At 53.5% G+C, this 22751-nt stretch carries 28 protein-coding genes and 2 tRNA genes; 26 read left to right on the forward strand and 4 right to left on the reverse strand.

What is annotated here, in order from left to right; genetic code table 11:
• From AC3WJN_RS23280 to AC3WJN_RS23345, 14 genes are all read left to right on the forward strand, one after another.
• The coding region (locus AC3WJN_RS23280) for a hypothetical protein (protein ID WP_492329337.1) at positions 1-181 on the forward strand (181 nt) is incomplete at its 5' end.
• Complete coding sequence (locus AC3WJN_RS23285) at positions 178-1215, forward strand: Bug family tripartite tricarboxylate transporter substrate binding protein (RefSeq protein WP_007783923.1); 1038 nt, start codon at positions 178-180, stop codon at positions 1213-1215. The genes AC3WJN_RS23280 and AC3WJN_RS23285, both read left to right, overlap by 4 nt.
• A gap of 111 nt (positions 1216-1326) precedes the next feature.
• Positions 1327-1791, forward strand: a complete 465-nt coding sequence (locus AC3WJN_RS23290; protein ID WP_007783924.1) for a tripartite tricarboxylate transporter TctB family protein — start codon at positions 1327-1329, stop codon at positions 1789-1791.
• Between the two features lie 12 nt (positions 1792-1803).
• Positions 1804-3330 carry a tripartite tricarboxylate transporter permease gene (locus AC3WJN_RS23295; RefSeq protein WP_005830966.1) on the forward strand — a complete coding sequence of 509 codons (1527 nt, stop codon included), beginning with the start codon at positions 1804-1806 and terminating at the stop codon, positions 3328-3330.
• Positions 3331-3506: 176 nt separating this feature from the next.
• On the forward strand, positions 3507-4097 hold the full coding sequence (locus AC3WJN_RS23300; RefSeq protein WP_005830964.1) for a GNAT family N-acetyltransferase: 591 nt from the start codon (positions 3507-3509) through the stop codon (positions 4095-4097).
• Between the two features lie 94 nt (positions 4098-4191).
• Positions 4192-4608 (forward strand): DUF3054 domain-containing protein, encoded by a 417-nt coding sequence (locus tag AC3WJN_RS23305; protein ID WP_007783927.1) that lies wholly within the window; start codon positions 4192-4194, stop codon positions 4606-4608.
• Positions 4609-4667: 59 nt separating this feature from the next.
• On the forward strand, positions 4668-4799 hold the full coding sequence (locus AC3WJN_RS23310; protein ID WP_255320463.1) for a hypothetical protein: 132 nt from the start codon (positions 4668-4670) through the stop codon (positions 4797-4799).
• A gap of 118 nt (positions 4800-4917) precedes the next feature.
• Positions 4918-5286 carry a hypothetical protein gene (locus tag AC3WJN_RS23315; protein WP_007783929.1) on the forward strand — a complete coding sequence of 123 codons (369 nt, stop codon included), beginning with the start codon at positions 4918-4920 and terminating at the stop codon, positions 5284-5286.
• The gene (locus tag AC3WJN_RS23320; protein WP_237716644.1) at positions 5264-5905 is read left to right on the forward strand and encodes a thiamine phosphate synthase; all 642 of its coding nucleotides are present in this window, start codon (positions 5264-5266) and stop codon (positions 5903-5905) included. Before AC3WJN_RS23315 ends, AC3WJN_RS23320 begins: the two co-directional genes overlap by 23 nt.
• Complete coding sequence (gene thiE / locus AC3WJN_RS23325; RefSeq protein WP_005830956.1) at positions 5902-6564, forward strand: thiamine phosphate synthase; 663 nt, start codon at positions 5902-5904, stop codon at positions 6562-6564. Before AC3WJN_RS23320 ends, thiE begins: the two co-directional genes overlap by 4 nt.
• 89 nt (positions 6565-6653) lie before the next feature.
• Entirely contained in the window at positions 6654-7562 is a 909-nt protein-coding gene (locus AC3WJN_RS23330) for a hypothetical protein (protein WP_005830953.1), read from the forward strand.
• Positions 7563-7641: 79 nt separating this feature from the next.
• On the forward strand, positions 7642-7932 hold the full coding sequence (locus tag AC3WJN_RS23335) for an antibiotic biosynthesis monooxygenase family protein (protein WP_005830951.1): 291 nt from the start codon (positions 7642-7644) through the stop codon (positions 7930-7932).
• Positions 7933-8276: 344 nt separating this feature from the next.
• Entirely contained in the window at positions 8277-9815 is a 1539-nt protein-coding gene (locus AC3WJN_RS23340; protein WP_007783935.1) for a two-component system sensor histidine kinase NtrB, read from the forward strand.
• A 271-nt stretch (positions 9816-10086) separates the two neighbouring features.
• A complete protein-coding gene (locus tag AC3WJN_RS23345; RefSeq protein ID WP_007783937.1) occupies positions 10087-10590 on the forward strand; it encodes a hypothetical protein in 504 nt (167 codons plus the stop codon).
• Between the two features lie 17 nt (positions 10591-10607).
• On the opposite strand, the gene AC3WJN_RS23350 is transcribed toward AC3WJN_RS23345, so the two are convergent.
• A complete protein-coding gene (locus AC3WJN_RS23350; protein WP_007783939.1) occupies positions 10608-11285 on the reverse strand; it encodes a response regulator transcription factor in 678 nt (225 codons plus the stop codon).
• The gene (locus AC3WJN_RS23355) at positions 11282-12484 is read right to left on the reverse strand and encodes a sensor histidine kinase (RefSeq protein ID WP_007783941.1); all 1203 of its coding nucleotides are present in this window, start codon (positions 12482-12484) and stop codon (positions 11282-11284) included. The genes AC3WJN_RS23350 and AC3WJN_RS23355 overlap by 4 nt, the downstream gene beginning before the upstream one ends.
• Before the next feature lie 196 nt (positions 12485-12680).
• On the opposite strand from AC3WJN_RS23355, the gene AC3WJN_RS23360 reads away from it, so the two are divergent.
• The 11 genes from AC3WJN_RS23360 (at position 12681) to AC3WJN_RS23410 (ending at position 21173) form a co-directional block, all read left to right on the forward strand.
• Positions 12681-13067, forward strand: a complete 387-nt coding sequence (locus AC3WJN_RS23360) for a MarR family winged helix-turn-helix transcriptional regulator (protein WP_005830943.1) — start codon at positions 12681-12683, stop codon at positions 13065-13067.
• A gap of 77 nt (positions 13068-13144) precedes the next feature.
• The gene (locus AC3WJN_RS23365) at positions 13145-16270 is read left to right on the forward strand and encodes an efflux RND transporter permease subunit (protein WP_007783943.1); all 3126 of its coding nucleotides are present in this window, start codon (positions 13145-13147) and stop codon (positions 16268-16270) included.
• 30 nt (positions 16271-16300) lie between these two features.
• Positions 16301-17530 carry an efflux RND transporter periplasmic adaptor subunit gene (locus AC3WJN_RS23370; RefSeq protein ID WP_007783945.1) on the forward strand — a complete coding sequence of 410 codons (1230 nt, stop codon included), beginning with the start codon at positions 16301-16303 and terminating at the stop codon, positions 17528-17530.
• A gap of 249 nt (positions 17531-17779) precedes the next feature.
• A complete protein-coding gene (locus AC3WJN_RS23375; protein WP_007783947.1) occupies positions 17780-18490 on the forward strand; it encodes a cytochrome c biogenesis CcdA family protein in 711 nt (236 codons plus the stop codon).
• A gap of 24 nt (positions 18491-18514) precedes the next feature.
• Positions 18515-19048 carry a TlpA family protein disulfide reductase gene (locus tag AC3WJN_RS23380; RefSeq protein ID WP_005830934.1) on the forward strand — a complete coding sequence of 178 codons (534 nt, stop codon included), beginning with the start codon at positions 18515-18517 and terminating at the stop codon, positions 19046-19048.
• Positions 19049-19219: 171 nt separating this feature from the next.
• Complete coding sequence (locus tag AC3WJN_RS23385) at positions 19220-19417, forward strand: hypothetical protein (protein ID WP_005830933.1); 198 nt, start codon at positions 19220-19222, stop codon at positions 19415-19417.
• A 157-nt stretch (positions 19418-19574) separates the two neighbouring features.
• On the forward strand, positions 19575-19745 hold the full coding sequence (locus AC3WJN_RS23390; RefSeq protein WP_005830931.1) for a YycC family protein: 171 nt from the start codon (positions 19575-19577) through the stop codon (positions 19743-19745).
• A 153-nt stretch (positions 19746-19898) separates the two neighbouring features.
• Complete coding sequence (locus tag AC3WJN_RS23395) at positions 19899-20465, forward strand: thioredoxin family protein (protein WP_007783950.1); 567 nt, start codon at positions 19899-19901, stop codon at positions 20463-20465.
• Between the two features lie 81 nt (positions 20466-20546).
• Complete coding sequence (locus AC3WJN_RS23400; protein WP_005830927.1) at positions 20547-20858, forward strand: hypothetical protein; 312 nt, start codon at positions 20547-20549, stop codon at positions 20856-20858.
• Between the two features lie 94 nt (positions 20859-20952).
• Positions 20953-21037: transfer RNA gene (locus AC3WJN_RS23405), tRNA-Tyr, on the forward strand.
• 50 nt (positions 21038-21087) lie between these two features.
• Positions 21088-21173: transfer RNA gene (locus AC3WJN_RS23410), tRNA-Leu, on the forward strand.
• Between the two features lie 53 nt (positions 21174-21226).
• Here AC3WJN_RS23410 and AC3WJN_RS23415 read toward each other — a convergent pair.
• The gene (locus tag AC3WJN_RS23415; protein WP_007783952.1) at positions 21227-21838 is read right to left on the reverse strand and encodes a site-specific integrase; all 612 of its coding nucleotides are present in this window, start codon (positions 21836-21838) and stop codon (positions 21227-21229) included.
• Positions 21835-22218 carry an Arm DNA-binding domain-containing protein gene (locus AC3WJN_RS23420; protein ID WP_202801634.1) on the reverse strand — a complete coding sequence of 128 codons (384 nt, stop codon included), beginning with the start codon at positions 22216-22218 and terminating at the stop codon, positions 21835-21837. The genes AC3WJN_RS23415 and AC3WJN_RS23420 overlap by 4 nt, the downstream gene beginning before the upstream one ends.
• A 75-nt stretch (positions 22219-22293) precedes the next feature.
• Here AC3WJN_RS23420 and AC3WJN_RS23425 point away from each other — a divergent pair.
• Positions 22294-22751, forward strand: a 458-nt coding sequence (locus tag AC3WJN_RS23425) for a transposase (RefSeq protein WP_242507351.1), incomplete at its 3' end; no start/stop codon positions are given.

Here is a 22751-nt window from a genome sequence, read left to right on the forward strand (position 1 = left end):
TTTTGGTTGTGTAGCTGAAAATGTCATTCAGAATACTTCGACAAATTACGAACGCATTTTTTATGCAACGCTAGTGACCCTATGCACGAAAACTATTCCCCGCAAGACCCGGCATGATACGTTAATGGCAAGCGTGGTAACGCTTACAAAAACGACGGGTTCGAGGGGGATTTTTGTTTGAACAAGAAAAGATGCATGCTCATTACTTTGTCTGCTTTCTTTACGCTCGCGCTGGCCGCCTGTGGCGGGGCGAATATCGGCTCGTCCGGCTCGGGCGCGCAGCCTGTGCCTACTGCATCCAACTATCCGGAAAAGCCGATCGTGTTCGTAGCTCCATCCGGGGCAGGCGGCGGCTGGGACAAGACAGCCCGCTCGCTCGGCAAAGTATTGAACGAGAGCAAGCTGGTGACCGAAGCGATTACGGTAGAAAACAAGCCAGGCGGCGGCGGGACCGTCTTCATGGCGGAATACGTCAGCAAAGACAAAGGCAACCCTTACAAGCTGTTCGTCAGCTCTCCGCCGATTCTCATCAACCATAACAAAAAAGAGGGGAACAGTCCGTTCGGTTTCCAGCATGTGACGCCACTGGCGCAAATGACGAAAGACTTTGGCGCCCTGGTCGTGCGAGCAGATTCGCCGTACAAGGATATGAAAAGCTTTTTGGACGAGCTGAAAAAAGACCCGACGAAAATGACGCTCGCAGGCGGTTCGGCTCCGGGTTCGATGGATCACCTCGTCAGCGTGTTGCCCGCCGCCAAATACGGTATGGACCCGAAAACGGTCAAGTACGTCTCCTACGACGGCGGCGGAGAAGCGATTGCGGCCCTGCTCGGCGGCAATGCCGACATGATCGCGACCGATGCCTCCGGCGTAGGAGAATATGTGAAGGCAGGCAAGGTTCGCGTGCTCGGCGTCACGTCGGAAGAGCGAATGGGCGGAGAGCTGAAGGACGTCCCGACCTTGAAAGAACAAGGAATTGATGCGACGTTTACGATCTGGCGCGGCGTATTCGGCCCGGCTGACATGCCTGCGGATGCCAAAGCGTATTGGGATACCAAGCTGAAAGAGTTGTCGGAGAGCGAAGCGTGGAAGCAGGAGCTTGCCGCAAACGGCTGGGAGAGCGAGTACAAGGACGCGGCGACCTTCACGGCGTTTTTGGAGGAGCAGGATCAGCTAGTAAAAGAGCTGTTGACCTCGCTTGGCATGGCGAAATAGGGAGAGGGCACTCCTCTCCTTTTTTTCCCCCGCTTTTTGCGGCGCGCGTCCGCTTTTCCTGGTGGAGAGAAAGACGCGTCTGCAACTCCCTTATCGAAAAAGGAGGTACGTATGAACGCAAGGTTTGATCGGTACGGCAGTATCGCTTTTGCGCTAGTGGGCGCTTTTTTCATCGCGGAGAGCCAGCATATATCGACCAGTGCATACGGCAGCCAGGTCGGGCCGAACATGTTTCCGTTCGGCTTGGGCATCTTGCTTGTCCTGCTCAGCCTGCGCCTGTTTTGGGAGACATTCCAGGCGAAAAACCGTGCCGTGGCAGAAGCGCCCGAAAAACTTTTGTACAAACGGTTTCTCCTGATGCTCGTGGCGACGGTGCTGTATGTCCTGCTTTTGGAGCCAATCGGGTATATGATCGCTACCGCTCTGTTTCTTTACGTCACGTTTCTGGTCATGGGCAGCAAAAGCCAACTGCAATCGGCGGTTGTCTCCTTGCTGTTTTCCGTCGGCGTCTACGTGGTGTACGTGCAATTGCTGAAAGGAACGCTTCCAGGACTTCCAACCTGGCTCGGCGTCTAGGGAGGGATCGGAATGAGTGCGCTGGACTATTTGGCCGATGGATTTCTCATCGCTTTTCAATGGCATAACTTGCTTTACGCGTTTATCGGGGTGCTGATCGGGACGGCTGTCGGCGTGCTGCCGGGCATCGGGCCGATGAGCGGAGTGGCGCTGCTGATGCCGGTCACAGCTTCCTTGACGGCGGGCTTGCCGCCGGAGATGGCCGCGGCGAGCGCCCTGATTTTGCTGGCAGGCGTGTACTACGGCGCGATGTACGGCGGTTCCACCACGTCGATTTTGCTGAACACGCCAGGCGAATCGTCTTCGGTCGTCACGACCTTGGACGGGTATCAGCTCGCGCGGCAGGGACGGGCGGGAGCGGCGCTGTCGATTGCGGCCATCGGCTCGTTTGTGGCCGGGATCGTGGCGCTGGTCGCGCTCGTCTTTCTCGCCGATCCGCTCTCTGACCTCGCGCTGCAGTTCGGTCCGGCCGAGTATTTTTCGCTCATGCTGCTCGGCCTGTGCGCCGTGAGCGGGCTTGGCGGCAAGTCAATGACCAAGGCGCTGCTGATGACCGTCCTCGGGCTTTTGCTGGCCACGATTGGCATCGACAACGTATCGGGAGTCGCCCGCTTCACCTACGACATCCCCGACCTGTATCAAGGGCTGGAGTTTCTGACCATCGCGGTCGGCCTGTTCGCGCTAGGAGAGGTTTTCAAAACGATTCTGGAAAACGACCAGTCCTCGCAGGAAATTATCAAGGTCGGCCGGATTCTCCCGACGAAGCAAGACCTCAAGGAGAGTGCCGCTCCGATCGCGCGCGGTTCTTTGCTCGGCTTTTTCATCGGCGTGCTGCCGGGAGCAGGCGCGACGCTGGCCTCTTTCTTTTCTTATATTTTGGAGAAAAAATGGAGCAAGCACCCGGAGCGCTTCGGAAAAGGCGAGATCGCCGGAGTAGCCGCCCCGGAATCCGCGAACAATGCCGCCTCCGGAGGGGCAATGATCCCGTTGTTGACGCTCGGAATCCCGGGATCGGGGACGACCGCGATCTTGATGGGGGCACTGCTCATGTACAACGTCCAGCCGGGGCCGCTGTTGTTCAGCGATCATCCGCAAATCGCCTGGGGACTGATCGCGAGCATGTTCATCGGAAATCTGATGCTGCTCGTGCTGAACATGCCGTTGGTCAAAGTGTTTGCCAAAATTATTGAGACGCCGCCGCATTTTTTGATTCCGATGATTATCGCCATCTCTGTTTTCGGCGTCTACGCAGTACAGATCAGCACGTTCGACCTCATCCTGCTCGTCAGTTGCGGCATTCTCGGCTACTTTTTGAGCAAAAACGACTTTCCGCTCGCCCCGCTCGTACTGGGGCTGGTGCTCGGCCCGATGATCGAAAACAACATGCGCCGCGCGCTGACGACATCCAACGGCGACTTCTCGATTTTTTACACGAAGCCGCTGTCCGCCGTCTTTCTGCTGTGCGCGCTGGCCTGGCTCGTCGTGCCGCTGTTGTTGAAGCGGCGAGGAAAACAAGTCGTGATTAACGAAGAAGCCTGATTTTCCTTCAGGCATACAGCAGAGGATCCGTCCGCAAGCTGTTCGTCTGCCGGCTCGTTTGTCGCAAAGCTTCCTATCGCTTCTTGACAACGGCTTCCTCCCCCCTTATCATAGGAAAAATTTCGGGAAACTGTACTGCCCGGACAGCCGGGCAGTACAGCAGAGGAGAGACGAAGATGCGAACAATCGAGCCTGTCACATTGGAAGGAAAGCGGGTCAGACTGGAGCCGCTGCGCCCGGCGCATGTGGACGGAATTTTTGCTGCGGGGGCCTTTCCGCCAATCTGGTCGTACATGTCGGTGGAGATTCAGACGCGCGAAGACGCGCAAGCTTTTATCGAGCAGGCGCTGAAAAACGAGGCGGAGCAAACCGAGCTGCCCTTTGCCATCGTCAACCGCGCGGACGGGCAGGTCATCGGCAGCACGAGGTTTCTCGCCATTTCCCGCAAAGATCGCGGACTGGAAATCGGTTTTACGTGGCTGACCCCCGCCGTCTGGAAAACGGCTGTCAACACTGAGTGCAAATGGCTTTTGCTGCGCCACTGCTTCGAAGAACTTGGCTGCATTCGCGTCCAGTTGAAAACCGATGCGCGCAATCTCAACTCCCAGCGCGCCATCGCCCGCATCGGCGGCATCCGCGAGGGCGTGCTTCGCAATCATATGGTGATGCGGGACGGATACATTCGCGATTCGGTTTATTTCAGCATCCTCGACAGGGAGTGGCCGGAGGTGAAGCAACGGCTGGAAATGTTGCTGTTTGGTGAATAAAGGGGCGGGGCGATTGTAGGTCCAAAGCTGCATGTGTACAATAGGGATGAACCTTGAGGAATACCTCTAGTTGCGCTTAGAAAAGAGGGTGTACATGAGACTCCGCATCTTGCCAACCGGCTGCGTCCTGCTCGCCGGGGATCTGCTCGCCTTTTTGCTGTTTGTCTACTATGGAAAGCTGGCCCACAACTTGCCAGTCACGTTTCTCGGAATAGGCGAGACGCTGGCTCCGTTTTTGATCGGCTGGATCATCGCCATCCTCGTTTTTCGCACCTATGCGGAGCGCGCCTACTCGTCCTGGGGACGGCAGTTGCTCACGATGCTGTTCACGTGGACGCTGGCGGCTCCGATTGGCCTATTGATCCGCTCCTGGTGGACGGGCGTGCCGATCACGCTCATTTTTGCCGGCGTGACCTACTTCGTGACTCTGGCCTTTCTGCTTGGCTGGCGTCTGCCCTTTGCGCTGGTCCATGCGCTGTGGAAGCGGACCCGGCACCAGACCGTTCACTAATAAACCGTGCCAAATTGGTTACGCTATCCTGTGTGTGATGACCACAGGAGGTGAATCCGTTGGGCAAAAACAACAACAGCAAAGACTTGGGGAAAAACCGCGGGAAAACGCTCGATCACAACGATCAGAACACGAACCTGCGCCAATCCCACCACAATGACCGTAACGAAGGTACCGCCAAAGACCGCTGAGCTTTCAGCGGTTTTTTTCTGCTTTTCACCAGCCTGGCCCGCACAGCAAATGGTTCGATTCCGGACGAGTTGTGTTATAATAGGTTTTGTTTTTCAAGCGAGTGGAGGGGAAAACAGTATGACGGAACCGTTGCATGACGTACAGCCGGTGACCATGTCGTCACAGGCGTTTTTGATTTTGTGCCGACTCTACGACGGATGCTACGACGAGTTGAAGCAAAACGAGCAGCTTCGCGAGCTGGTCGAATCCATCGGGGATATGCTTTTGGCCGGAGTGGAGACGCTGGAGAAGCAAGAGATCAAGCCAAAAACGATTACCTTTCCACTGACGGTGCAGCAAGCGTTTTTCGTGCGGAGGCTAGTCGTGGAGCTGCTCGCGCAAGCGCCTGCCGGCAACGACGACAAGACGACGCGATGGCTGCAGGAATGCTTGACGGCGTTGTCCGGAGGCGGTGCCAGTGCCGATGCCAAAGCAGATGCGCACTAGCCGGGAGCTTCACGTCATTACGAGCGGCAGGCAAACGCTCGAAGAGGTGCTGCGGATGGCCGAGGCGGCCTATGCCGGAGGGATGGATTACCTGCATATTCGCGAAAAGCAGCGAACCGCCAGGGAATGCATGGACTGGGTTCGGGCTTTGGCGAATGTGGTTCCGCTCGCAAGCCTGCTGGTCAACGATCGGGTCGATGTGAGTGCCGCGTCCGGCTGTGCAGGCGCCCATCTGGCGTACCACAGTCTGGAGGTCAGCGACGCGCGGCAAGTGTTGCGGCGGGAACAAAAAGTAGGTCGCTCTGTCCATTCCTTCGCGGAAGCCGAACAGGCGGTGACAGCAGGGGCAGACTATTTGATGTACGGACACATTTTTCCAAGCGGCTCGAAGCCGAATCTCGCGCCCAGAGGGACGGGCGAGCTGATGAAAATAACGGCCAGGTGGACGGTTCCCGTGATCGGGCTTGGCGGGATTACGCCGGAGCGGACTGCTGAGGTACTCGCCGCAGGCTGCGCAGGCGTTGCCGTACTATCGGGAATTACCAATGCGGCAGATGCGAAGGCAGTGGCTATGGCTTATCGCGAGGCATTGGATCGTTGGGAGGGGAATGAAAAATGAACGACAGGCAAACACTTCGGGAAAAGATGGGCGTTTATTTGGTGATCGGCACCCAGGATTGCGGATTTTCCAGCGAGAAGACAATCGAAATCGCGCGCGAGGCGCTTGCGGGCGGAGTCGGTACGTTGCAGTTGCGCGACAAAGGCAGCAAGCTGACTTCCGAGGAGCGCCACGAGCTGGGACGGCAGCTTCAGCAGCTTTGCCGCGAAGCGCAAGCGCTGTTTTTCGTCAACGACGATGTGGAACTGGCTGTTCGGCTGCAAGCGGACGGGGTACACGTCGGACAGGATGACATGCAGTTGGCCGAGGTGAGAGCAAAAGTAGGCGAAGCCATGTACATCGGCGTGTCCGCAGGGACGGTGGAGGAAGCGCTCGCCGCCAAAAGCGGTGGTGCAGACTGCATCGGGGTAGGAGCGATGTTCGCCACTTCGTCGAAGGCAGATGCGGGCGAGCCGATTGGACCTGAGGGACTGCGCGCCATCCGGGAGGCTGTCGGCAGCGACTTGCCGATCGTGGGCATCGGCGGGATCACGCTTGAGAATGCAGAGCAGGTGCTACGCGCGGGAGCCGATGGCGTCGCTGTCATCAGCGCGATCAGCCGGGCCGACTCGCCCAGGAAAGCGGCGGCAGACTTGCTGCGGATTGTACGCTCGATCTAGCACGGACAAAGAGACGAATACATATGGTAGGGTAACATTACTCATTCACGAAGGAAACCGATACTGGCGACCAAAAGGAGGTGGAACCGATGAAAAATCGGATTTACCGGATCGGATACGAATGGGTCAGCAAACGGGAGTTGCTTGAGCGACTGTACTTGAACGACTGCATCCTGATCGAGCACAAGCGGCTCCAGCCGCCTCCGGACGATCAGGATACCGAATTGCCGCCGGAAAAAGAAGTCCATGCTGTCCTGATTCGCAGTCAGCGACGTCCGGGCGAATGGGTGACTTTTAACGGACTGTACGAGATTCAAACCCGCGAACCGATTCCGTGGATTGATTCTCCCCTGGAGTATCACCAGTTCGGAACGGAGTTGATTCCGGGCAACATCCGCCGGGAAAAAGCGCCCCAGGGCCGGATTCCGGCGAGGACGAAGCTGCAGATTGCCGCTGTTCGCCAGGATACCGTTTTTGTGACGGTGCCCGGGCATCCATCCCGGCGCTACGAGATGGCTTTGGCTCATGCGCGCTTCGCCAAAGATTTTCCGACGGAACTTGAAATGAAGCTGCAAGTGTATGCGTTTCCACCGCGCCACGACATCTTCGTCGACTGGCTTTTGAAGGAAGGGCGGAAATCGGGAATCATCACACGGCCGAATCAGGAGAGAGTGGAGCGGTCCGCTTTCCAAGTATGGGATGACTTGCGCCAGGAGTACGGGCTCAGCGTCAGCGCGGCACTACTTGCGATCAAGCAGGCGCTGATCGTGCTGGATCGGGCAGGCGTGGAAACCGATTTTCCTTATCCGGTCCAGGAGCGCTCGGACCTTTCCTTGTTCAGCGAGACGGAGCGCGACGCTTTTTACTCGTACCAGTCCGTGCGCTGCGCCATGGCGGCTGTCGCGGCTTTGCTGACGGTTGATCCAAAAGACCCGTTGCAGGACACTTTGTTGATGGATATTATGCTGGAGCAGCAGATCAACCGCAGACGTGACTGACGCGTCTGCGGTTTTTTGTTTTTCGCTGCGTCGTTGTATAATGGAAGGGCAACCCATTTAGAAAAGGACGTGGACAAGCATGTACGTATCAATGAACCGATTGAAAGTTCCTGCCGATTACCAGTCTCACCTCGAACGCGCTTTTGGCGGCGGTGGCGAGCGGATGAAGGAAGTTCCAGGGTTTTTGGAGTTTCTCTTCCTCGCGCCGACAGAAGGCGACGAGTACATCGTCTTCACGAAATGGACAGATGAACAGGCGTTCCAAAACTGGACGCAGAGCGAAGCGTTCAAGCGCGCTCACGCTGGCACAAACCAGAACAGCCCGGTCAAATCCGACTTGCGCAACTACATCGTGAAAGCTCACTCATAGGAAAAAGGAAGCATTTGTCGTTGCTGGGCAAATGCTTTTTTTCTTAATCGTTGAACAATAAACGTTTTTTTGCCAAACTCATGCATGATCGTGATATGATAGAAGTAGATAAGAGAGCGGTTTCAATTAGCTTTCTGGCAGGAAAGTTGTCTACAAACAATCGCCGGCAGACGGCATGCGCGGCAACCCTCTCACGTCAGCGGGATCGGCTGGCGATAATCTACCTGTTTGTTGGACACTCTTCTTTACATCATGTCGGTTTTGTGTCCATAATAGAATCATTATCATACATACTTGAAGGAAGGCCTCAATGAAGCAAGAAGAAGAAAAGGAGTCAGAGCGTTTTGAAAAATCGAATAAGTAAGTATCTTACTCATTTGGCCCCTGCAGCGGTGGCCAAAACGTTTTCTTTTCTTTCTGAAAAACACGACCACTCTGCTTCGCTTCTGGGAGACCGCGCACATACTGAGGCTTTGCTTGTCCAACTGCTCTTTCGCTGGGCGGAAGTTGTGGAAGAGAATGATCCAACAGCAGCAGAACAAGAAATTAACGAAATCGCTTACAAGTGTTTGCTTCAAGGATTGAATCTTGCGACGCTGGTACAATGCCTGCGGGTGTGCCGGGACAGCATTGTCGAGCAGATGAACAACGACTCTGCCATGCTGGTGCAAAGCGAGGCGGAGCAGCTTGAGCTTTTACGGGGACAATACGCGTTTTTTCTGGCGATGGACCAGTTGATTGCCCAAGTCGTGGGCGTCTACAGCCAGGAGCATCGACCGCCGAGCCAGCAGCCACATACGGGCACGGCTCTGGAGCGGGCGCAGGGGGAACAATTCGCCCTGCTTGCCGAGCAGGAGCTGGTCCAACTGGTGCTGCATTCGAGCGACATAGCCGTTTTGATGATTGATCGCACGCTGAAAATTATCGAGGCCAACCATGCGTTGTGCCATCTGTTTGGCGTCAAACGCGAGCAAATTATCGGACAGAACATTGACGAAGCTTTCTTGCCGCACGAGAGTGAAAGGTTCGTCCAATGGGTCGTCGAACGCGGACAGTCAGGCCATTACATGGCAGAATACCGTGCAAAATGGACGACAGTCAGCACCAGTCCGATTTTTTACATGGGCGAGATGTGGGGAGCAATCGCCGTTTTTCGAAATATTACCGAGAGCAAACGATACGAGGAAGAGCTGAACAAGCGGGAAGCTTTGGCGGCTGTAGGACAACTAGCCGCAGGGATGGCGCATGAAATCCGCAATCCGCTTACTTCGATCAAAGGCTTCATCCAGTTGTTGCGCGAGCAGGGAGAGGCGGGGCGCAGCGAGTCCTACTTTTCCGTCATTTTGACGGAGATCGAACGCATCGACGGATTGTTGAACGACGTGCTGGTTTTGGCCCGGTACAGGGATGACAAAATCGTTTCCGAACGTTTTCTCGTGCTGGACGAGCTTTTTGGGGTCATTCGTTTACTGGAGCCAGAAGCCAATCGCAGGGGGATCAAGCTGGAGCTCGACATCACCCCTGGCGAATGGTACGTGTTCGGCTACCGTTCCCGCATCAAGCAGGCGATCCTGAACATCATGAAAAATGCGTTTGAAGCGCTGCTGACCCAAGGCAGCGTGGTGCGCGTCACCGTCTGCGCCTCCATCAGCCAGGTCGTCATCGTCGTCGAGGACAACGGGCCGGGACTGAGTACCGCTTGTCTGGACAATTTGTTCGTGCCGTTTTTTACGACCAAGCAGGAGGGGACAGGACTTGGCTTGTCCACGACCCAGCGCATCATTGCAGATCACGGCGGCGAAATTTTTGCCGACAACTCGCCGCGACTGAATGGAGCGCGCTTTGAAATCCGCCTGCCTCTTTCCGTATCGGAAAACACATAGAAGCTGTTTCCTTATCCAAAAAGACGGAGCAAACCATCCGTCTTTTTTTGTTGCCTTCCTCCGAAAAATGCGGCGTCTGTCCAATCCGGATTTCACGCCAAAAGGCGCAGTTCTGTGCGGGTTAATCTGTTTGAAGTAGGCATGAAGTCCTTTTAGCTCAAAAGGTTGCAAGTCTTTCGAATCAATCTCTATGTAAGATGTTGTCAAACTGTGTCGTTTGGTGGAATAATTTACAAAAAGGCTGAACGGAGTTGAACGTAGAGTGATCCGGATGTTGCATAAAAACGAAAAGAGGTGGAGCTACTGGGAAGCGTGGTATGACGAAAAAGACCGTCTGTACACGGTCCATTACGGTCAGGTAGGCGAGAGCGGCGACCACTATGCGATCGTGGCTGAGCAAATCGAAGGAAAGCCGACTCATGTGCTGCAAAACTGGGCGGAAGAAATGAAGGAAAAAGGCTATGCGGAACTGGCAAAAGAAGACTGGCAGAAGCTGGTGGTGAGCTTTCCGCACCTGTCGGAAGCAGATGTGGAGATGAGGTATGCTATCGAGGCGTTGCTCGATGAATGTCTCGGCCGGACTGGAAACGGGCATAGTGACGGAGGAGACGACAGCCGGGACGAGCTTGCCGTCATTTGCTGCGTGATCGACATGAAAAAAGCAATTGCCGCCGTCCAGGAAGCCATGTCTGCCGCCCGCCTGCACGACGGGCTGGTGATATGGCGCTTGCAGGACGACGGCACGCGTGTCTCGCTCTATCCTTCTGCCTGCTGAAACGAAAATGTTTCGTCTTACTTCACGATTTTGAGTCGAAGGGCTTTGGCGACTGCCTGGGTGCGGTCCTCGACGCCCATTTTTTGCAAAATGCGGTGCACGTGTGTTTTTACCGTGCCTTCCGAAATAAACAAATTTTGCGCGATCTGATCGTTTCGATACCCGTAGGCGATCTGTTGCAGGACGTCAAGCTCGCGGTCTGTCAGCTCATCGAGCAGGGCTGAAGGAGCAGAGGCGTGTTCGGAAACGCTGCGCTGAACTTGCAGGGCTTCCGCCAGCGCCTTGGCTGCTGTCGCGGTATGAAAAAGAGCTTCCCCCTGGGAGGCTCTGCGTATCAGGTCGAGCATCTCCTGCGAGTCGGCGTCCTTCAGCATGTAGCCGACAGCGCCTGCGCGGATTCCTTCCACGACGTAATTGTGGTTGTCAAAGGTGGTGAGAATCAATACTTTGACGGCCGGATGCATGTTCATGATCTCCCGTGTCGCTTCAATCCCCGACTTTTTCGGCATTTGCACGTCCATCAACACTACGTCTGGCACGATTTTTCCTACCAGCTCCACAGCTTCTTCCCCGTCAGAGGCTTCTCCGACGACCTCCATATCTTGCTGCATTTGTATCACGTAGCCCAACCCTTGGCGAATCATGTTTTGGTCGTCTACCAGGACCACACGAATTTTTTTGGCTTGGTCTGTCATGTTCGTATGCTCCCTTCTTTTTCCAGATGTTCCAGCGGCAATCTTACATCGAGTTTGAATCCATGCGGTTCTTTTGCCGAATAGGACAGGCTGCCGTTCAACTGCTTGATGCGCTCGGCAATCCCTGTCAGTCCAAACCCAGGCTTGATTTGATCCTGGGGAGTGATGTCACCGTCGTCCTGTATCGAGAAGTAGAGGGAGCCTTCCCGCTGCTCGATCATGACCTGAATTTCTTTTGCATTGGAGTGGCGCAGCGTATTTGTAATCGCTTCCTGTAAAATCCGGTAAAACGTGATCGTCAGCTCCTGGGACAGCGGGATATCCAGCTCGGATGAGATGAGCTCCATCTTGATCCCTGTATGCTTTTGCGCCTGCGACAGCAAAGCGCGCAGCGGAGTGAGTCCCAGCGATGTTTTGTCCATGGCGAGCGTATGCACGGAGGTGCGGATTTCTTCCAGGCTTTGCTTCGCTACGCCGAGCATGTTGCGCACGGCTTCCTGCGCGTGCTCCGGTCCGTCCTGCAGCATGTACTTCAGCGCGTGAAGCTGGACAATCAGCGAGGTAAGACTGTGACCCAGCGCGTCGTGAATGTCGCGGGCAATCCGCGTCCGTTCCTCCAGAACCGCTACCTGCAACGAGTGCAAGGCCGCTTCCTGAAGCTGGGAATGCGCTTCCTGCAGCTCGGTATGGGCTTGTTGCAGCTCCTCCAAATGGGCTTGGTTCGTTTTGTACGCCTCGCTTTGAATCCGGTATCCCCGCGCCCCGATATAGCAGCCGATGTACGTCAGGATAAACGGAATGATATGCGGAAATTGGAGGATGCCGTAAAAATACAAAAACAACGTGGTGCACGCGCCAAAAAAACTCGCGTAAGCCAGCGCACGCCGTCCTTCGATGTAAAAGCCGATAAAGACGGCGAGCGGGAGCATCATTCCGAAGCCTTCTCCTCCGGCGAACACGCTTTTTAAGAGCGCCATGGTGCCGAGCATAACCGTAGCTAGTTCAAATTGGTACGGCTTCCAGTTCCTTTTTGAAATCCAGAATACCACAATGTAACAAAAGAATAGTACAATCGTAAGAGAAAACTGTAAGGGAGTCTCGCGCATGAACGAATCTGGCAGCAAGGCCAGCACGATCAAAATGGAGAACCAGATGATTAGCAAACGTTTTTGAATCGCTTTTATACTCAGTTTCAGCAAAAAGATATCCTTCTTTCTCTGGCCGGATGCTCGTTTACTTTCATTCTAGCACGGGGTGTCGTCTATCTCCAGATAGACCCCTCGCTGACGGGAAATCAACCTGCTGATAGACTTCACTACTCATGACTATAGGTAGAATAAATCTTGGCTAATAAAAGATGTAGATGGGTCATGTGGGATAGTGAGGGAGGCTTTCATGAAAGAACTGATTCAGTTGGCTAAGCTCCTGAAAGAAGCGAGTGCCTTGTTTGCGTCCATTTCCAAAAAGGAACTGGACAGCACTGATCTGAACTGGCAGCAGGTGCTGATTTTGGAACAGCTCAGCAACGGTTCAAAAACGATGGGGGAAATTTGCAAGGCTGTCGATCTTCCGTACAGTACCACGTCAGGATTAATCAACAGGCTGGAGCAGGAAAATCTGGTGCGTCGTTTTCGAGACCAAACCGACCGCCGAATCGTGTGGGTTTCCTTAACGGAGCGCGTGTCTGAACAACGGGAATTGAAGCCGGAAGATCCTCACGCGATCTCATCTCTTCATGCGCTGCAACAATTGTTCTCCCAAAAGAAAGAAATAACAGGCTAATTGTCGCTTCCGGCAAATGGCAATGCCGAAAGTGTCACGATTAGCCATGTCAAGTTTTCCAGAAGAGGTGAGTGGATTTGAATCTGTCTGAACTCTCGATTAAACGTCCGGTCACGATGATTATGCTGACCGTGGCCATGCTGATTTTCGGTTTCGTCTCCCTGCCTCGCTTGGCGATTGACTTGATGCCGGAGCTGAATTTTCCGGTTGCCGTGGTCGTCACGTCTGTGGACGGGGGCTCACCCAGTGAGGTAGAAAAACTGGTGACAAAACCGATCGAAAATGCGCTAGGTACGGTTTCCAACCTGGACAGCATTTCATCCGTGTCTATTGAAGGGGCCTCGCAGGTCATCCTCATGTTTAACTGGGGAACGGATCTCGATCAGGCCACTCTCGATATGCGAGAGAAAGTCGATCAGGTGAGGAGCATGCTCCCTGATTCCGCGCATGCGCCGCGGGTATTGCGCATCGATCCGAACAGCCAGCCGATCATCCAGTTTGCCGTCACAGGCGAGCAGGATGTCAACAAGCTGAAAAAGCTCGCGGAAGACATGATCCAGTCGCGACTGGAGCGTATTGACGGCGTCGCGGCTGCTTCCATCAGCGGCGGTCAGGACCGAATCGTCGACGTCATCGTCGATCCGGCCAAGCTCTCCGCGTACGGACTGTCCCTGGAGCAAATCCAGCAGGCGCTCGCAAGCGGCAACCTGTCTGGCTCCGCCGGTTCCGTCCGTGAAGGGGACAGCAAGATGAACATCCGCGTCCAGGGTGAATTTGCCAGCGTGGAGGAAATCGCGCTGACGCCGATTTCGGTAGGGGCCAACTCCATTCGCCTGAGCGATATTGCCGAAGTCAGAGATACGCTTGAAGACATTACGCAGCTCAGCTACGTAAATGGCAAACCGAGCCTCGGTATCTCCATTACGAAAGCTTCCGGCGGAAACACCATCGAGGTGGCCGACGAAGTAAAAGCAGAGCTGGAGAAAATCAAGGCGGATTTGCCGGAGCACGTGCAAATCACTACGACGCTTGACACTTCGACCTACATCAAAGATTCGATCTACACAACAGCGGAGCACGCGCTGCTCGGTGGACTGGTCGGGATCATCCTGCTGTTCTTCTTCCTGGGCAGCCTACAGTCGATGCTGATCGCGATTATCGTGTTGCCTGTATCCATCGTCGCGACCTTCCTGTTGATGTACATGACAGGACAGACGATCAATCTGATCTCGCTTTCCGGTTTGACGCTGGGGCTGGGGTCATTGATCGACTTTGCGGTCGTTATGCTGGAGAACATCTTCCGCCAGCGGGAGCAAGGAAAAGGCATGATGCAAGCTGCGCTCGACGGCTCCAAAGAGGTTGGAACGGCCGTTATGGCCTCCGCCTTGGCGCAAATTTGCGTATTCTTGCCGATTGCCCTGACGGAAGGGATTGCTTCCGAGCTGTTCGGACCGCTGGCTTTGACAGTCGTGTACTCGCATATTGCGGCACTCGTCTTCTCGATTTTGCTGGTGCCGATGCTCAGCTCGCGCATTTTGAAGAAAGTACCGAATCATGCGAATCACGAAAATTATCGTGGCATCAACCCGGTTACTTGGTTTAACATCGGGTTTGGCAAAGTGGAAAAAGGCTACCAAAAGCTGCTGGCATGGGCTTTGGGCCACAGAAAAACAGTCATGTTTTCTTCTGTCGTCATGATGGTCGGCTCGCTTGCCCTGACGCCGCTGATCGGGGCGGAGTTCATCCCGAGCATGGACCAGGGACAAATTTCTGTATCGGTTAAGATGCCGAACGGAACCGTTTTGGCTGAGACGGAAAAAGTCGCCAAGCAAGTAGAAGAGATTGTGAATCAAGTGCCGGAAAAAGACATTGTGGCGACGTCGATCGGCAGCAACGGTTCGCCGATTGCAAGCACGCTGTCCTCCAACCAGGCAACGATCACGCTGCTGCTCGTCGACGTGACAGAGCGCAAACGTTCCTCAAGCGACATCGCCATAGACTTGCAGCAGAAGCTGAAAAATATTCCGGGGCCGGAAATCAAGGTGAGCGCAGCAGAAGGCATGTCCATGGGCTCGCCAATCGAGCTGAATGTGCGCGGCGACGATTTGGCCGTCCTCAAAGACATCAGTGCGATCATCAAGGGCGAGGTCGAAAAAGTACCTGGTACGAGCAACGTTACAACTAGCCTGGAAGCGTCCAGACAGGAATTTGAAGTCAAGGTCGACGCGGAAAAAGCGAGCTTGTACGGCTTGTCGACAGGACAGATTCTCTCCAGCGTCCGGACGGCCTTCCAGGGGCAAACGGTCACGAAGTATCGTACAGGCGATGACGAGATTGACATTAACCTGAAGCTGCCTGAAAATTATCAAGAAGACATCAACTACTTGAACAACCTGCGGATTGCTGCGCCAGGCGGGGCACAAATCGCGCTGTCCTCGGTGGCTACCATCAGCAAAGTGGACGTGCCGCTCACGATCAACCGCTCCAACCTGACGCGCGAAGTGAAGGTTACGAGTGATCTGGCCGGGCGTGACCTGAATTCCGTCACACAGGAGATTACGGCGAAACTGAACAACCTGAATCTCCCGGACGGTTACAAAGTCGAGTTCGGCGGACAAAGCCAGGACATGGCCGAGTCGTTCGGCAGCCTCGCGCTCGCGATTCTGCTCTCCGTTGTGCTTTTGTACATGGTGATGGCGGCGCAGTTCGAGTCGTTTTACAGCCCGTTCATCATCATGTTCTCGGTTCCGCCGACGGTTACAGGGGTTCTCCTGGGACTTTTGGTTACCGGAACGACGATCAGCGTATCCGTATTGATCGGGTACATTCTCCTGATCGGTCTGGTCGTGAACAACGCGATCGTGCTGATCGACTACGTGAACCAGTTGCGGGCAAAAGGCTGGGAGCTGCGCGAAGCGATTCTCCATGCCGGACCAATCCGTCTGCGTCCGATTCTGATGACGACGCTGACGACGATCCTCGCGATTGGACCGCTGGCTTTTTCCGGCGGATCGGGTACAGAGACACAGGCACCAATGGCTATCACCGTTATTTTCGGTCTGAGCTTTGCGACACTCATTACCCTTGTTTTGGTTCCGGTCGTCACTTCGTGGTTTGACGATATCGGCAAAAAGCGTCGTGAAAGACGCATGAAACGGAAAGAAAAGAAACAAAAGAAAACCGTTCCCGCTTTGGAATCGTAAGAAGCGTTTGTGGGATGAGGAGGGACATTCATGAAACTTAGCATAAAACCCGTCATACTGGCCGTATTGGCCGTAAGCCTCGTGGCAGGTTGTTCCAGCCCGCAAGCGGAAACACCGCAGGCAGAAACGGTGGAAGCGGCAACACCTGTCCAGGTCGAAACAGTCGCCACAGGCTCCGTCACGACAGAGTCGGGCCTGACGGCGAAGCTGGCGCCGAGTGAAGAAGTACAGCTCACTCCGAAAATGGGCGGCAAGATCACTTCGCTGCCCGTGCAGCTCGGACAGTATGTGACAAAAGGCCAGGTGCTGTTTAAACTGGATGAAAAAGATTTGCAAAACAGCGTCAAACAGGCGGAAGCCGCATACGAGCTGGCCCAGGCGAGCTTGAATCAGGCTGGAAGCAGCTCGGATCAGGGACTCGTTCAAGCGCGCAACGGACTGAAGCAGGCGGAAGTCGCTTTGGCTGACGCGAAGCTGAACCAGCAGCGGATGAACCAGTTGTATACGCAGGGAGCGATCTCCGCCCAGCAAATGGAGCAGGCGAACATGCAGTTGACCAACGCGCAAACTGCTTATGACAACGCGCAGCAAAACTTGCAGGTCGCCCAGCAAAAAGCGAACGTGCAAGTGTCGGCGGCTTCGGCGAAACAGGCTGCGGTCAGCTTGCAAAACGCCCGTGAGCAACTGGCGAACGCGACCGTTACTTCGCCAATCAACGGCTTTGTCTCCAGCGTAAACGGAGCGGTCGGCCAAATGGCAGGGCAGCAGCCAGTCGTGGTAGTAGTCAACACCAACCCTCTGCTCGTAAAAGCGAACCTGTCCGAAGCGGACATCACGAAAGTCAAAGTCGGCACCGTCGTGAAAGTGAACGTGCAATCGACTGGAAAAACGATTGATGCCAAAGTAACGGCAGTCAGCCCTGTGATGGATTCTGCGCTCAAAGCGTATCCGATCGAAATTACGATCCCGAACCCATCCAATGAGCTGAAGTCCGACATGGTCGTCAATGTGACGTTCCCATCCGACGGAGCGAGCGGCGCGAAAGCTCTCGTCATCTCGCGCAAAGCAGTCTTTGACCGCGACGGCAAGCAATACGTGTTCAGGCTTGAGGGCGACATTGCGAAGCAGGTAGAAGTCACTACGGGAAAATCGTCCAGCGACAAGATCGAAGTCACAAGCGGCCTTGCAGAAGGCGACAAAATTGTCGTAACCGGAATCACGATGCTGCAGGATGGCAGCAAGGTTAGCATTCAGCAGTAAAACAGGAGATGGAAGGAAGAGGCGGAGCGATTGTCCGCCTCTTTTTTCTATGAATATGGAAAAAATCTTCGCCCAAGCCGCTGCCGCTGGGAAAAAGGGCGGAGGAATCGGTGCGTGTAGCCCATAACGGTGATAATGGTAACGTAATTGTCACGGATTTAAGACAAAGTGCCGGTTTCGCTTTTGAAGGGGAGAAAGATTCGTTACAATAAGGAATATAGTGGAGGAAACAACCATTCGGAGGTACATATGACTGGGAATCTTACGGTGTTTTTGGCGTTTGCGGCGGGGTTTCTCTCGTTTATTTCGCCTTGCTGTCTGCCGCTTTATCCGTCTTTTTTGTCCTACATCACCGGAGTGACAGTGGATGAAGTGAAAAAAGGGAAAGCCGTCTTCCAAAAGCAGGCCCTTTTACATACGCTTTTTTTCATCATCGGCTTTTCCATTATTTTTATTGCCCTGGGGCTGTCTACCTCGTGGATTGGCAATCTGTTCGTCAACCAAAAGGACCTGATCCGGCAGCTTGGCGGGATTTTGCTCATCATTATCGGCCTTGTCATGCTGCAAGTGTTTAAAATGGACTGGATGATGCGGTCGTTCAAGATCGATTTAAAATCGCGCCCTTTGGGGTATACTGGGTCCATACTGGTGGGAATGACCTATGCTGCTGGATGGACGCCTTGTGTCGGACCGATTCTCTCCGGCATTATCGTGCTCGGAGTCACCGATCCGTCTCGGGCCTTGACGTACACGTTGGCCTATACACTCGGGTTTGCCATTCCGTTCTTCGTCATGACGTTTTTCATCAGTAAAGTGAGCGCGATCGTCAAGTATTCGGATCAATTCATGAAAGTCGGCGGCGGCGTGATGATTTTGTTCGGCGTGCTGTTGTACACGGACAAACTGACAGACATTACGCGCGTGCTCATTCAATTGTTCGGAGGCTTTACAGGATTTTAAGATCAGTCATGCAGAGGTGACGAAATGAAAAAGCTGTTGCTGGCGGTGCTGGTGATTGCGGGAGCAGGAATCGCGGTATGGGAGAAGCCGGAGTCATCAGCGTCAGTCGTAGCAGATGTTCAGAAACCGGAAGTAGGCTACATGGCGCCTCACTTTACCCTGACTGGCCTGGACAATCAGACGTACAAGGTCGAGGGAAAAAGGAACAAGCCGTTGCTGCTCAACTTTTGGGCATCCTGGTGCGGGCCATGCCGGATGGAAGCGCCGGATTTGCAGAAAATCTATGAGAAGTACGGCGGACAGATTGACATGTACGGGGTGAACGTGACGAGCAGCGACAACCCCGAAGCCGCGCAAGCTTTTGTGCAAACTTACAAGTTAACCTTTCCCATCCCGATGGACGTAAGCGGCTCGGTGTCCAACCGTTATCTCGTACAGGCTTTCCCCACGACTTACTTGATCGACGCACAGGGCATTATTCGCAAAAAAATCATCGGAATGATTGACGCAAGCACGCTGGAGCTGGAGCTTCGGCAGCTTCAGAACGAGAAAAAGTAGCGAACGAAACATCCGAACCGCTGGCGCACGCTGCCCGGCGGTTTTCTTTTGCCGTCAAAGCGAGCGTTGGCCCATTTTGCCGACAGCGATCCCGTTTTGTATGTTTGCCTAAAGAACAGGGTTGTTCTCCCTCATAGACTGGAGTGAACCAGGGCAAAGGGAGGGGATCGGATGGCCAAGGGCAAAAAGGTAAAGAAAAGAAACAGTCGGCAGCACCCCAATCAACTGAATTTGAAAATCGTGACCTCCAGCACATGCCTGGCATGCAAGCAGCAATGCGCGCGCGGCTTGGCGTATTTGGAGCGCATGTCCCAGCCTGGTGCGATTGGAAACGGGGTTCCCTGTATTCTTACCAAACCAAAGGCGTAAGCGAAAACAGGTACCCGATCGTCAGGAGATAATCCCTGCCAGAAGGCTTAAAGCAGGGGATTATCTCTTTTTGATTGGGGCCGCCCTCTCTGGCAGCTTCGGACGCCATGTATTATACTGAAAAGACCGCATTTCGCAACCGAAAGGAGCTGTTTTCATGCGTCCCTTGCAAATCTCGCCGGAAACCGCAGTGAAGCTTGCCGAAGCCTTGAATGTTCCATTGGAGCGGCTGATGCACATGCCGCAGCACATTCTTTTGCAAAAAATGATGGAGCTGGCCAAGCAGGAGCAGGAAGCGGACAAGCAAGCGCCTGGCAAATCCGAGTAAGCTAGACAAGCCAGCGTCGCGTTTGTCGACCGCACACAGCCGCATCTCCGGGCAGGAAAAACGGCGAGCCGCTTTTCGCAGAAAAAGGACTTTTGCTCCTGCTGTGGAAAAGATACTAGAACAAGTCCACATACATACATGGGAGGCAAGCACATGGCTGCAAATGTCGCACATAAGTTTCGCACGGGACTGACGCCAAAAGCGTTCGTCGAAGGCATGACCAAAAATCAGGAGGCTTTCCAAAGCTGGTCGGAAGCGTTTGCTTGGGCAGATGAGCAGGAGCGGGCGTTTTTTGCCTCGCTGCAACATCGGGATGACCTCAGATGCCTGATTCTCGCCGCAGAATGGTGCGGGGACGTGGTACGAAACTTGCCCGTCGTTCTCCACGCGCTGAAAGAAACGGACATGCCTGTCGAAATCATGGTCATGGAAGACCACCTCGACCTGATGGATGAGTTTTTGACCATGGGCGGCCGCGCGATCCCGGTCGTTATTTTCGCAGATACAGGCGGACATGTCCTGGCCAAATGGGGCCCGCGCCCAAGCCACGTCCAGGCAGTCATGACGGCATTCAAGCAGCAAAATCCCGACCGCAACGCGCCGGACTACGAAGAAAAAATCAAAGTAGCGCGCGCGGAAATGCTCAAGCAGTACGGCGAAGGAACCGGCTACCAGCAAGTCATCGTCAAGGAATTGAAAGAGCTGCTTTCCGCGATTTAGGGAAAGGCAGAAGCGAAAAGGACGAATACAGGGCGGAGTCGCGGCTCCGTCCATTTTCATGCAGAAAGGCGGAGAAAGTGCATGCACTACTATGGAAACGAAACGATCATGTCGCTGGAGCAAGTTTTGCGCTTGCAGCCCTCTGAAGTGCAAATTTTGGAGTGGGTGCGCACGTACGAGTTTTTGGAAAATCGCTTCGGCATCGACGAATCTGTGCCGTATTTTTTGGAGATCAAATGCGAGGCAGGGCAAGTGCTCATCCGCAAAAACCGCATCCTCGAATTTCCCGACTACGCCTGTGAGGAGCAACGTCATTTTCCGGAGGTGGAGCAGGCTCTCGCCGTTTTTCAGCAGTGGGCGCAGGAAATTTTGCAGCAAACGGAAATTCATTGAGTAAAATTTATTGAAGGATCAACTTGTTCATGGTAGATTTAAAAGCGTCGTCTCTGATAGATACAAGTGAAAATCAGCAGGCGCACGCTAAGCTGGGGAGATAGTGAAGTGGCTAAACACGGCAGACTGTAAATCTGCTCCCTCCGGGTTCGGCGGTTCGAATCCGTCTCTCCCCACCATTGATTTTTTAGCGAAAATGTGCTAGTATTAAACTACAGCTTGTTTACATGCCGGTGTGGTGGAATGGCAGACACGCTTGACTCAAAATCAAGTTCTCGCGAGGGAGTGGAGGTTCGAGTCCTCTCACCGGCACCATAATCTAGGAGAATGTTCTTTAGGATTAATAACCTAAAGAATTTTTTTGTTTTTTAAAGCTGTAAACATTCGCTCATTGCATGGGCTGAAGTGATTTTCGTACTGACATCCAAATGGGCATAAATATTTGCTGTTGTTGAGAAATCGCTATGCCCCAACCATGCTTGTATTTCTTTCATGCTAACTCCATTGGCCAGAAGTAGGCTGGCGCAGCTATGCCTCAAATCGTGATAGCGAATTCGTCGCAAATTATGCCTTGAGAGTACGATGGGAAAGAGTTGCATAATATATCCTGGCTTAATTCGATGCCCTAGCTTGTCCAGATAAATGTAATCGAGGTAATCGGTGCAGTAAGAATCTTTATATAGGTATCTGTCTTGTTCTTGTTGTTTCTTTATCCGTAATAGAAGTTCTTCAAATGCTGCAACCAGCGGCAAGGAACGATGACTTGATTTATTTTTGGTACGGTCTTTCTCTACGATAATAAGTTTCCCTTCAACAGACGTTTCGATCACAGTATGTTGAATGGTTATGGTTTTATTCTTGAAGTCAATCGCATCCCACTTTAACCCGACTACTTCACTTCGACGTAAGCCATAAAATGCAGCGAGCAATACGGCTAATTCAATTGGATCGCCTTTGACCGCGTCGAATAACCTGTTCATCTCTTCTTTGTCATAAAAACTGCCGACAAATTTATTTTTTTCGGGCGTTCTACTTTATCCGCGGGATTCGATGGAATCATATCCGTTTTAAACGCATATTGAAGCGCTTTTCGGATGTTAGCGTGGTAGTGAATACGATGTTTCATCATTTCCAGCCACTGAAGCATAAAATCAGAAAACAATGGGTTTTCTTGATCTACTTGTTGGGGAACTTCAAAATTTTTACGAGCTTCAATAAGCAATGCTTCGGCTTTCTTCTTATTGCCTTTCACAGACAAACCCGTGGAAATCCACTTATTTTTCCTCTTTCCGCATTCGTCTTTATAATTTAAGACGATGTAGAAATAACCTTTCTTCTCCTGTAGGTGGCCTGCTACCAAATCATGTCCCTCCTTGACATAGCAGCCCCAATCTCCTACCATTGACGATAATCGGCAATTCAATACACTAAAGCGTTGGAAGCTACCCGAAAACGCACTCATGCTCGTGGGACACATCGTCGGGGCAGACATGAGCAGCGCCTGCTCCATACGATTCCTGACAAGCTGAAGCCCGAAGAGCTTCAGGAACTGAAGATTTGGTTAGCAGAAGATCCACATCTGGAACGACTCTACTTTGCGCTTCAAGACATAAGAACCGTGTATGCCGTTGAAACCCAAGAGGCAGGGGAGGAAGCGCTTCAGAAATGGATTGTCGACCATCTCTATTCTCCGACTCCTGCGGTTCGTTCCATTGCCAAAACGATTGTCCAGTGGCAAGAGCCCATTCAGCATTATTTTTCCTTTCGGGTAACGAATGCCAAGATTGAAGGGACACACAACAAAGTGAAGGTAATCAAACGAAGAGCCTACGGCTACCGCAATCTAGAGAGATTCAAGATTCGCATTAGACTGGAGTGTAAACCGGCTACATA

This window comes from Brevibacillus sp. FW306-2-1A-C05A, from assembly GCF_058781555.1.

What these genes read in the sequence shown, in the direction of transcription:
- AC3WJN_RS23290 (WP_007783924.1), top strand. Translation starts at nt 1,327, where the DNA reads ATGAACGCAAGGTTTGATCGGTACGGCAGTATCGCTTTTGCGCTAGTG.
- AC3WJN_RS23295 (WP_005830966.1), top strand. Translation starts at nt 1,804, where the DNA reads ATGAGTGCGCTGGACTATTTGGCCGATGGATTTCTCATCGCTTTTCAA.
- AC3WJN_RS23300 (WP_005830964.1), top strand. Translation starts at nt 3,507, where the DNA reads ATGCGAACAATCGAGCCTGTCACATTGGAAGGAAAGCGGGTCAGACTG.
- AC3WJN_RS23305 (WP_007783927.1), top strand. Translation starts at nt 4,192, where the DNA reads ATGAGACTCCGCATCTTGCCAACCGGCTGCGTCCTGCTCGCCGGGGAT.
- AC3WJN_RS23315 (WP_007783929.1), top strand. Translation starts at nt 4,918, where the DNA reads ATGACGGAACCGTTGCATGACGTACAGCCGGTGACCATGTCGTCACAG.
- AC3WJN_RS23320 (WP_237716644.1), top strand. Translation starts at nt 5,264, where the DNA reads ATGCCAAAGCAGATGCGCACTAGCCGGGAGCTTCACGTCATTACGAGC.
- thiE (WP_005830956.1), top strand. Translation starts at nt 5,902, where the DNA reads ATGAACGACAGGCAAACACTTCGGGAAAAGATGGGCGTTTATTTGGTG.
- AC3WJN_RS23330 (WP_005830953.1), top strand. Translation starts at nt 6,654, where the DNA reads ATGAAAAATCGGATTTACCGGATCGGATACGAATGGGTCAGCAAACGG.
- AC3WJN_RS23335 (WP_005830951.1), top strand. Translation starts at nt 7,642, where the DNA reads ATGTACGTATCAATGAACCGATTGAAAGTTCCTGCCGATTACCAGTCT.
- AC3WJN_RS23345 (WP_007783937.1), top strand. Translation starts at nt 10,087, where the DNA reads ATGTTGCATAAAAACGAAAAGAGGTGGAGCTACTGGGAAGCGTGGTAT.
- AC3WJN_RS23350 (WP_007783939.1), bottom strand. Translation starts at nt 11,285, where the DNA reads ATGACAGACCAAGCCAAAAAAATTCGTGTGGTCCTGGTAGACGACCAA.
- AC3WJN_RS23360 (WP_005830943.1), top strand. Translation starts at nt 12,681, where the DNA reads ATGAAAGAACTGATTCAGTTGGCTAAGCTCCTGAAAGAAGCGAGTGCC.
- AC3WJN_RS23370 (WP_007783945.1), top strand. Translation starts at nt 16,301, where the DNA reads ATGAAACTTAGCATAAAACCCGTCATACTGGCCGTATTGGCCGTAAGC.
- AC3WJN_RS23375 (WP_007783947.1), top strand. Translation starts at nt 17,780, where the DNA reads ATGACTGGGAATCTTACGGTGTTTTTGGCGTTTGCGGCGGGGTTTCTC.
- AC3WJN_RS23380 (WP_005830934.1), top strand. Translation starts at nt 18,515, where the DNA reads ATGAAAAAGCTGTTGCTGGCGGTGCTGGTGATTGCGGGAGCAGGAATC.
- AC3WJN_RS23385 (WP_005830933.1), top strand. Translation starts at nt 19,220, where the DNA reads ATGGCCAAGGGCAAAAAGGTAAAGAAAAGAAACAGTCGGCAGCACCCC.
- AC3WJN_RS23390 (WP_005830931.1), top strand. Translation starts at nt 19,575, where the DNA reads ATGCGTCCCTTGCAAATCTCGCCGGAAACCGCAGTGAAGCTTGCCGAA.
- AC3WJN_RS23395 (WP_007783950.1), top strand. Translation starts at nt 19,899, where the DNA reads ATGGCTGCAAATGTCGCACATAAGTTTCGCACGGGACTGACGCCAAAA.
- AC3WJN_RS23400 (WP_005830927.1), top strand. Translation starts at nt 20,547, where the DNA reads ATGCACTACTATGGAAACGAAACGATCATGTCGCTGGAGCAAGTTTTG.
- AC3WJN_RS23415 (WP_007783952.1), bottom strand. Translation starts at nt 21,838, where the DNA reads ATGAACAGGTTATTCGACGCGGTCAAAGGCGATCCAATTGAATTAGCC.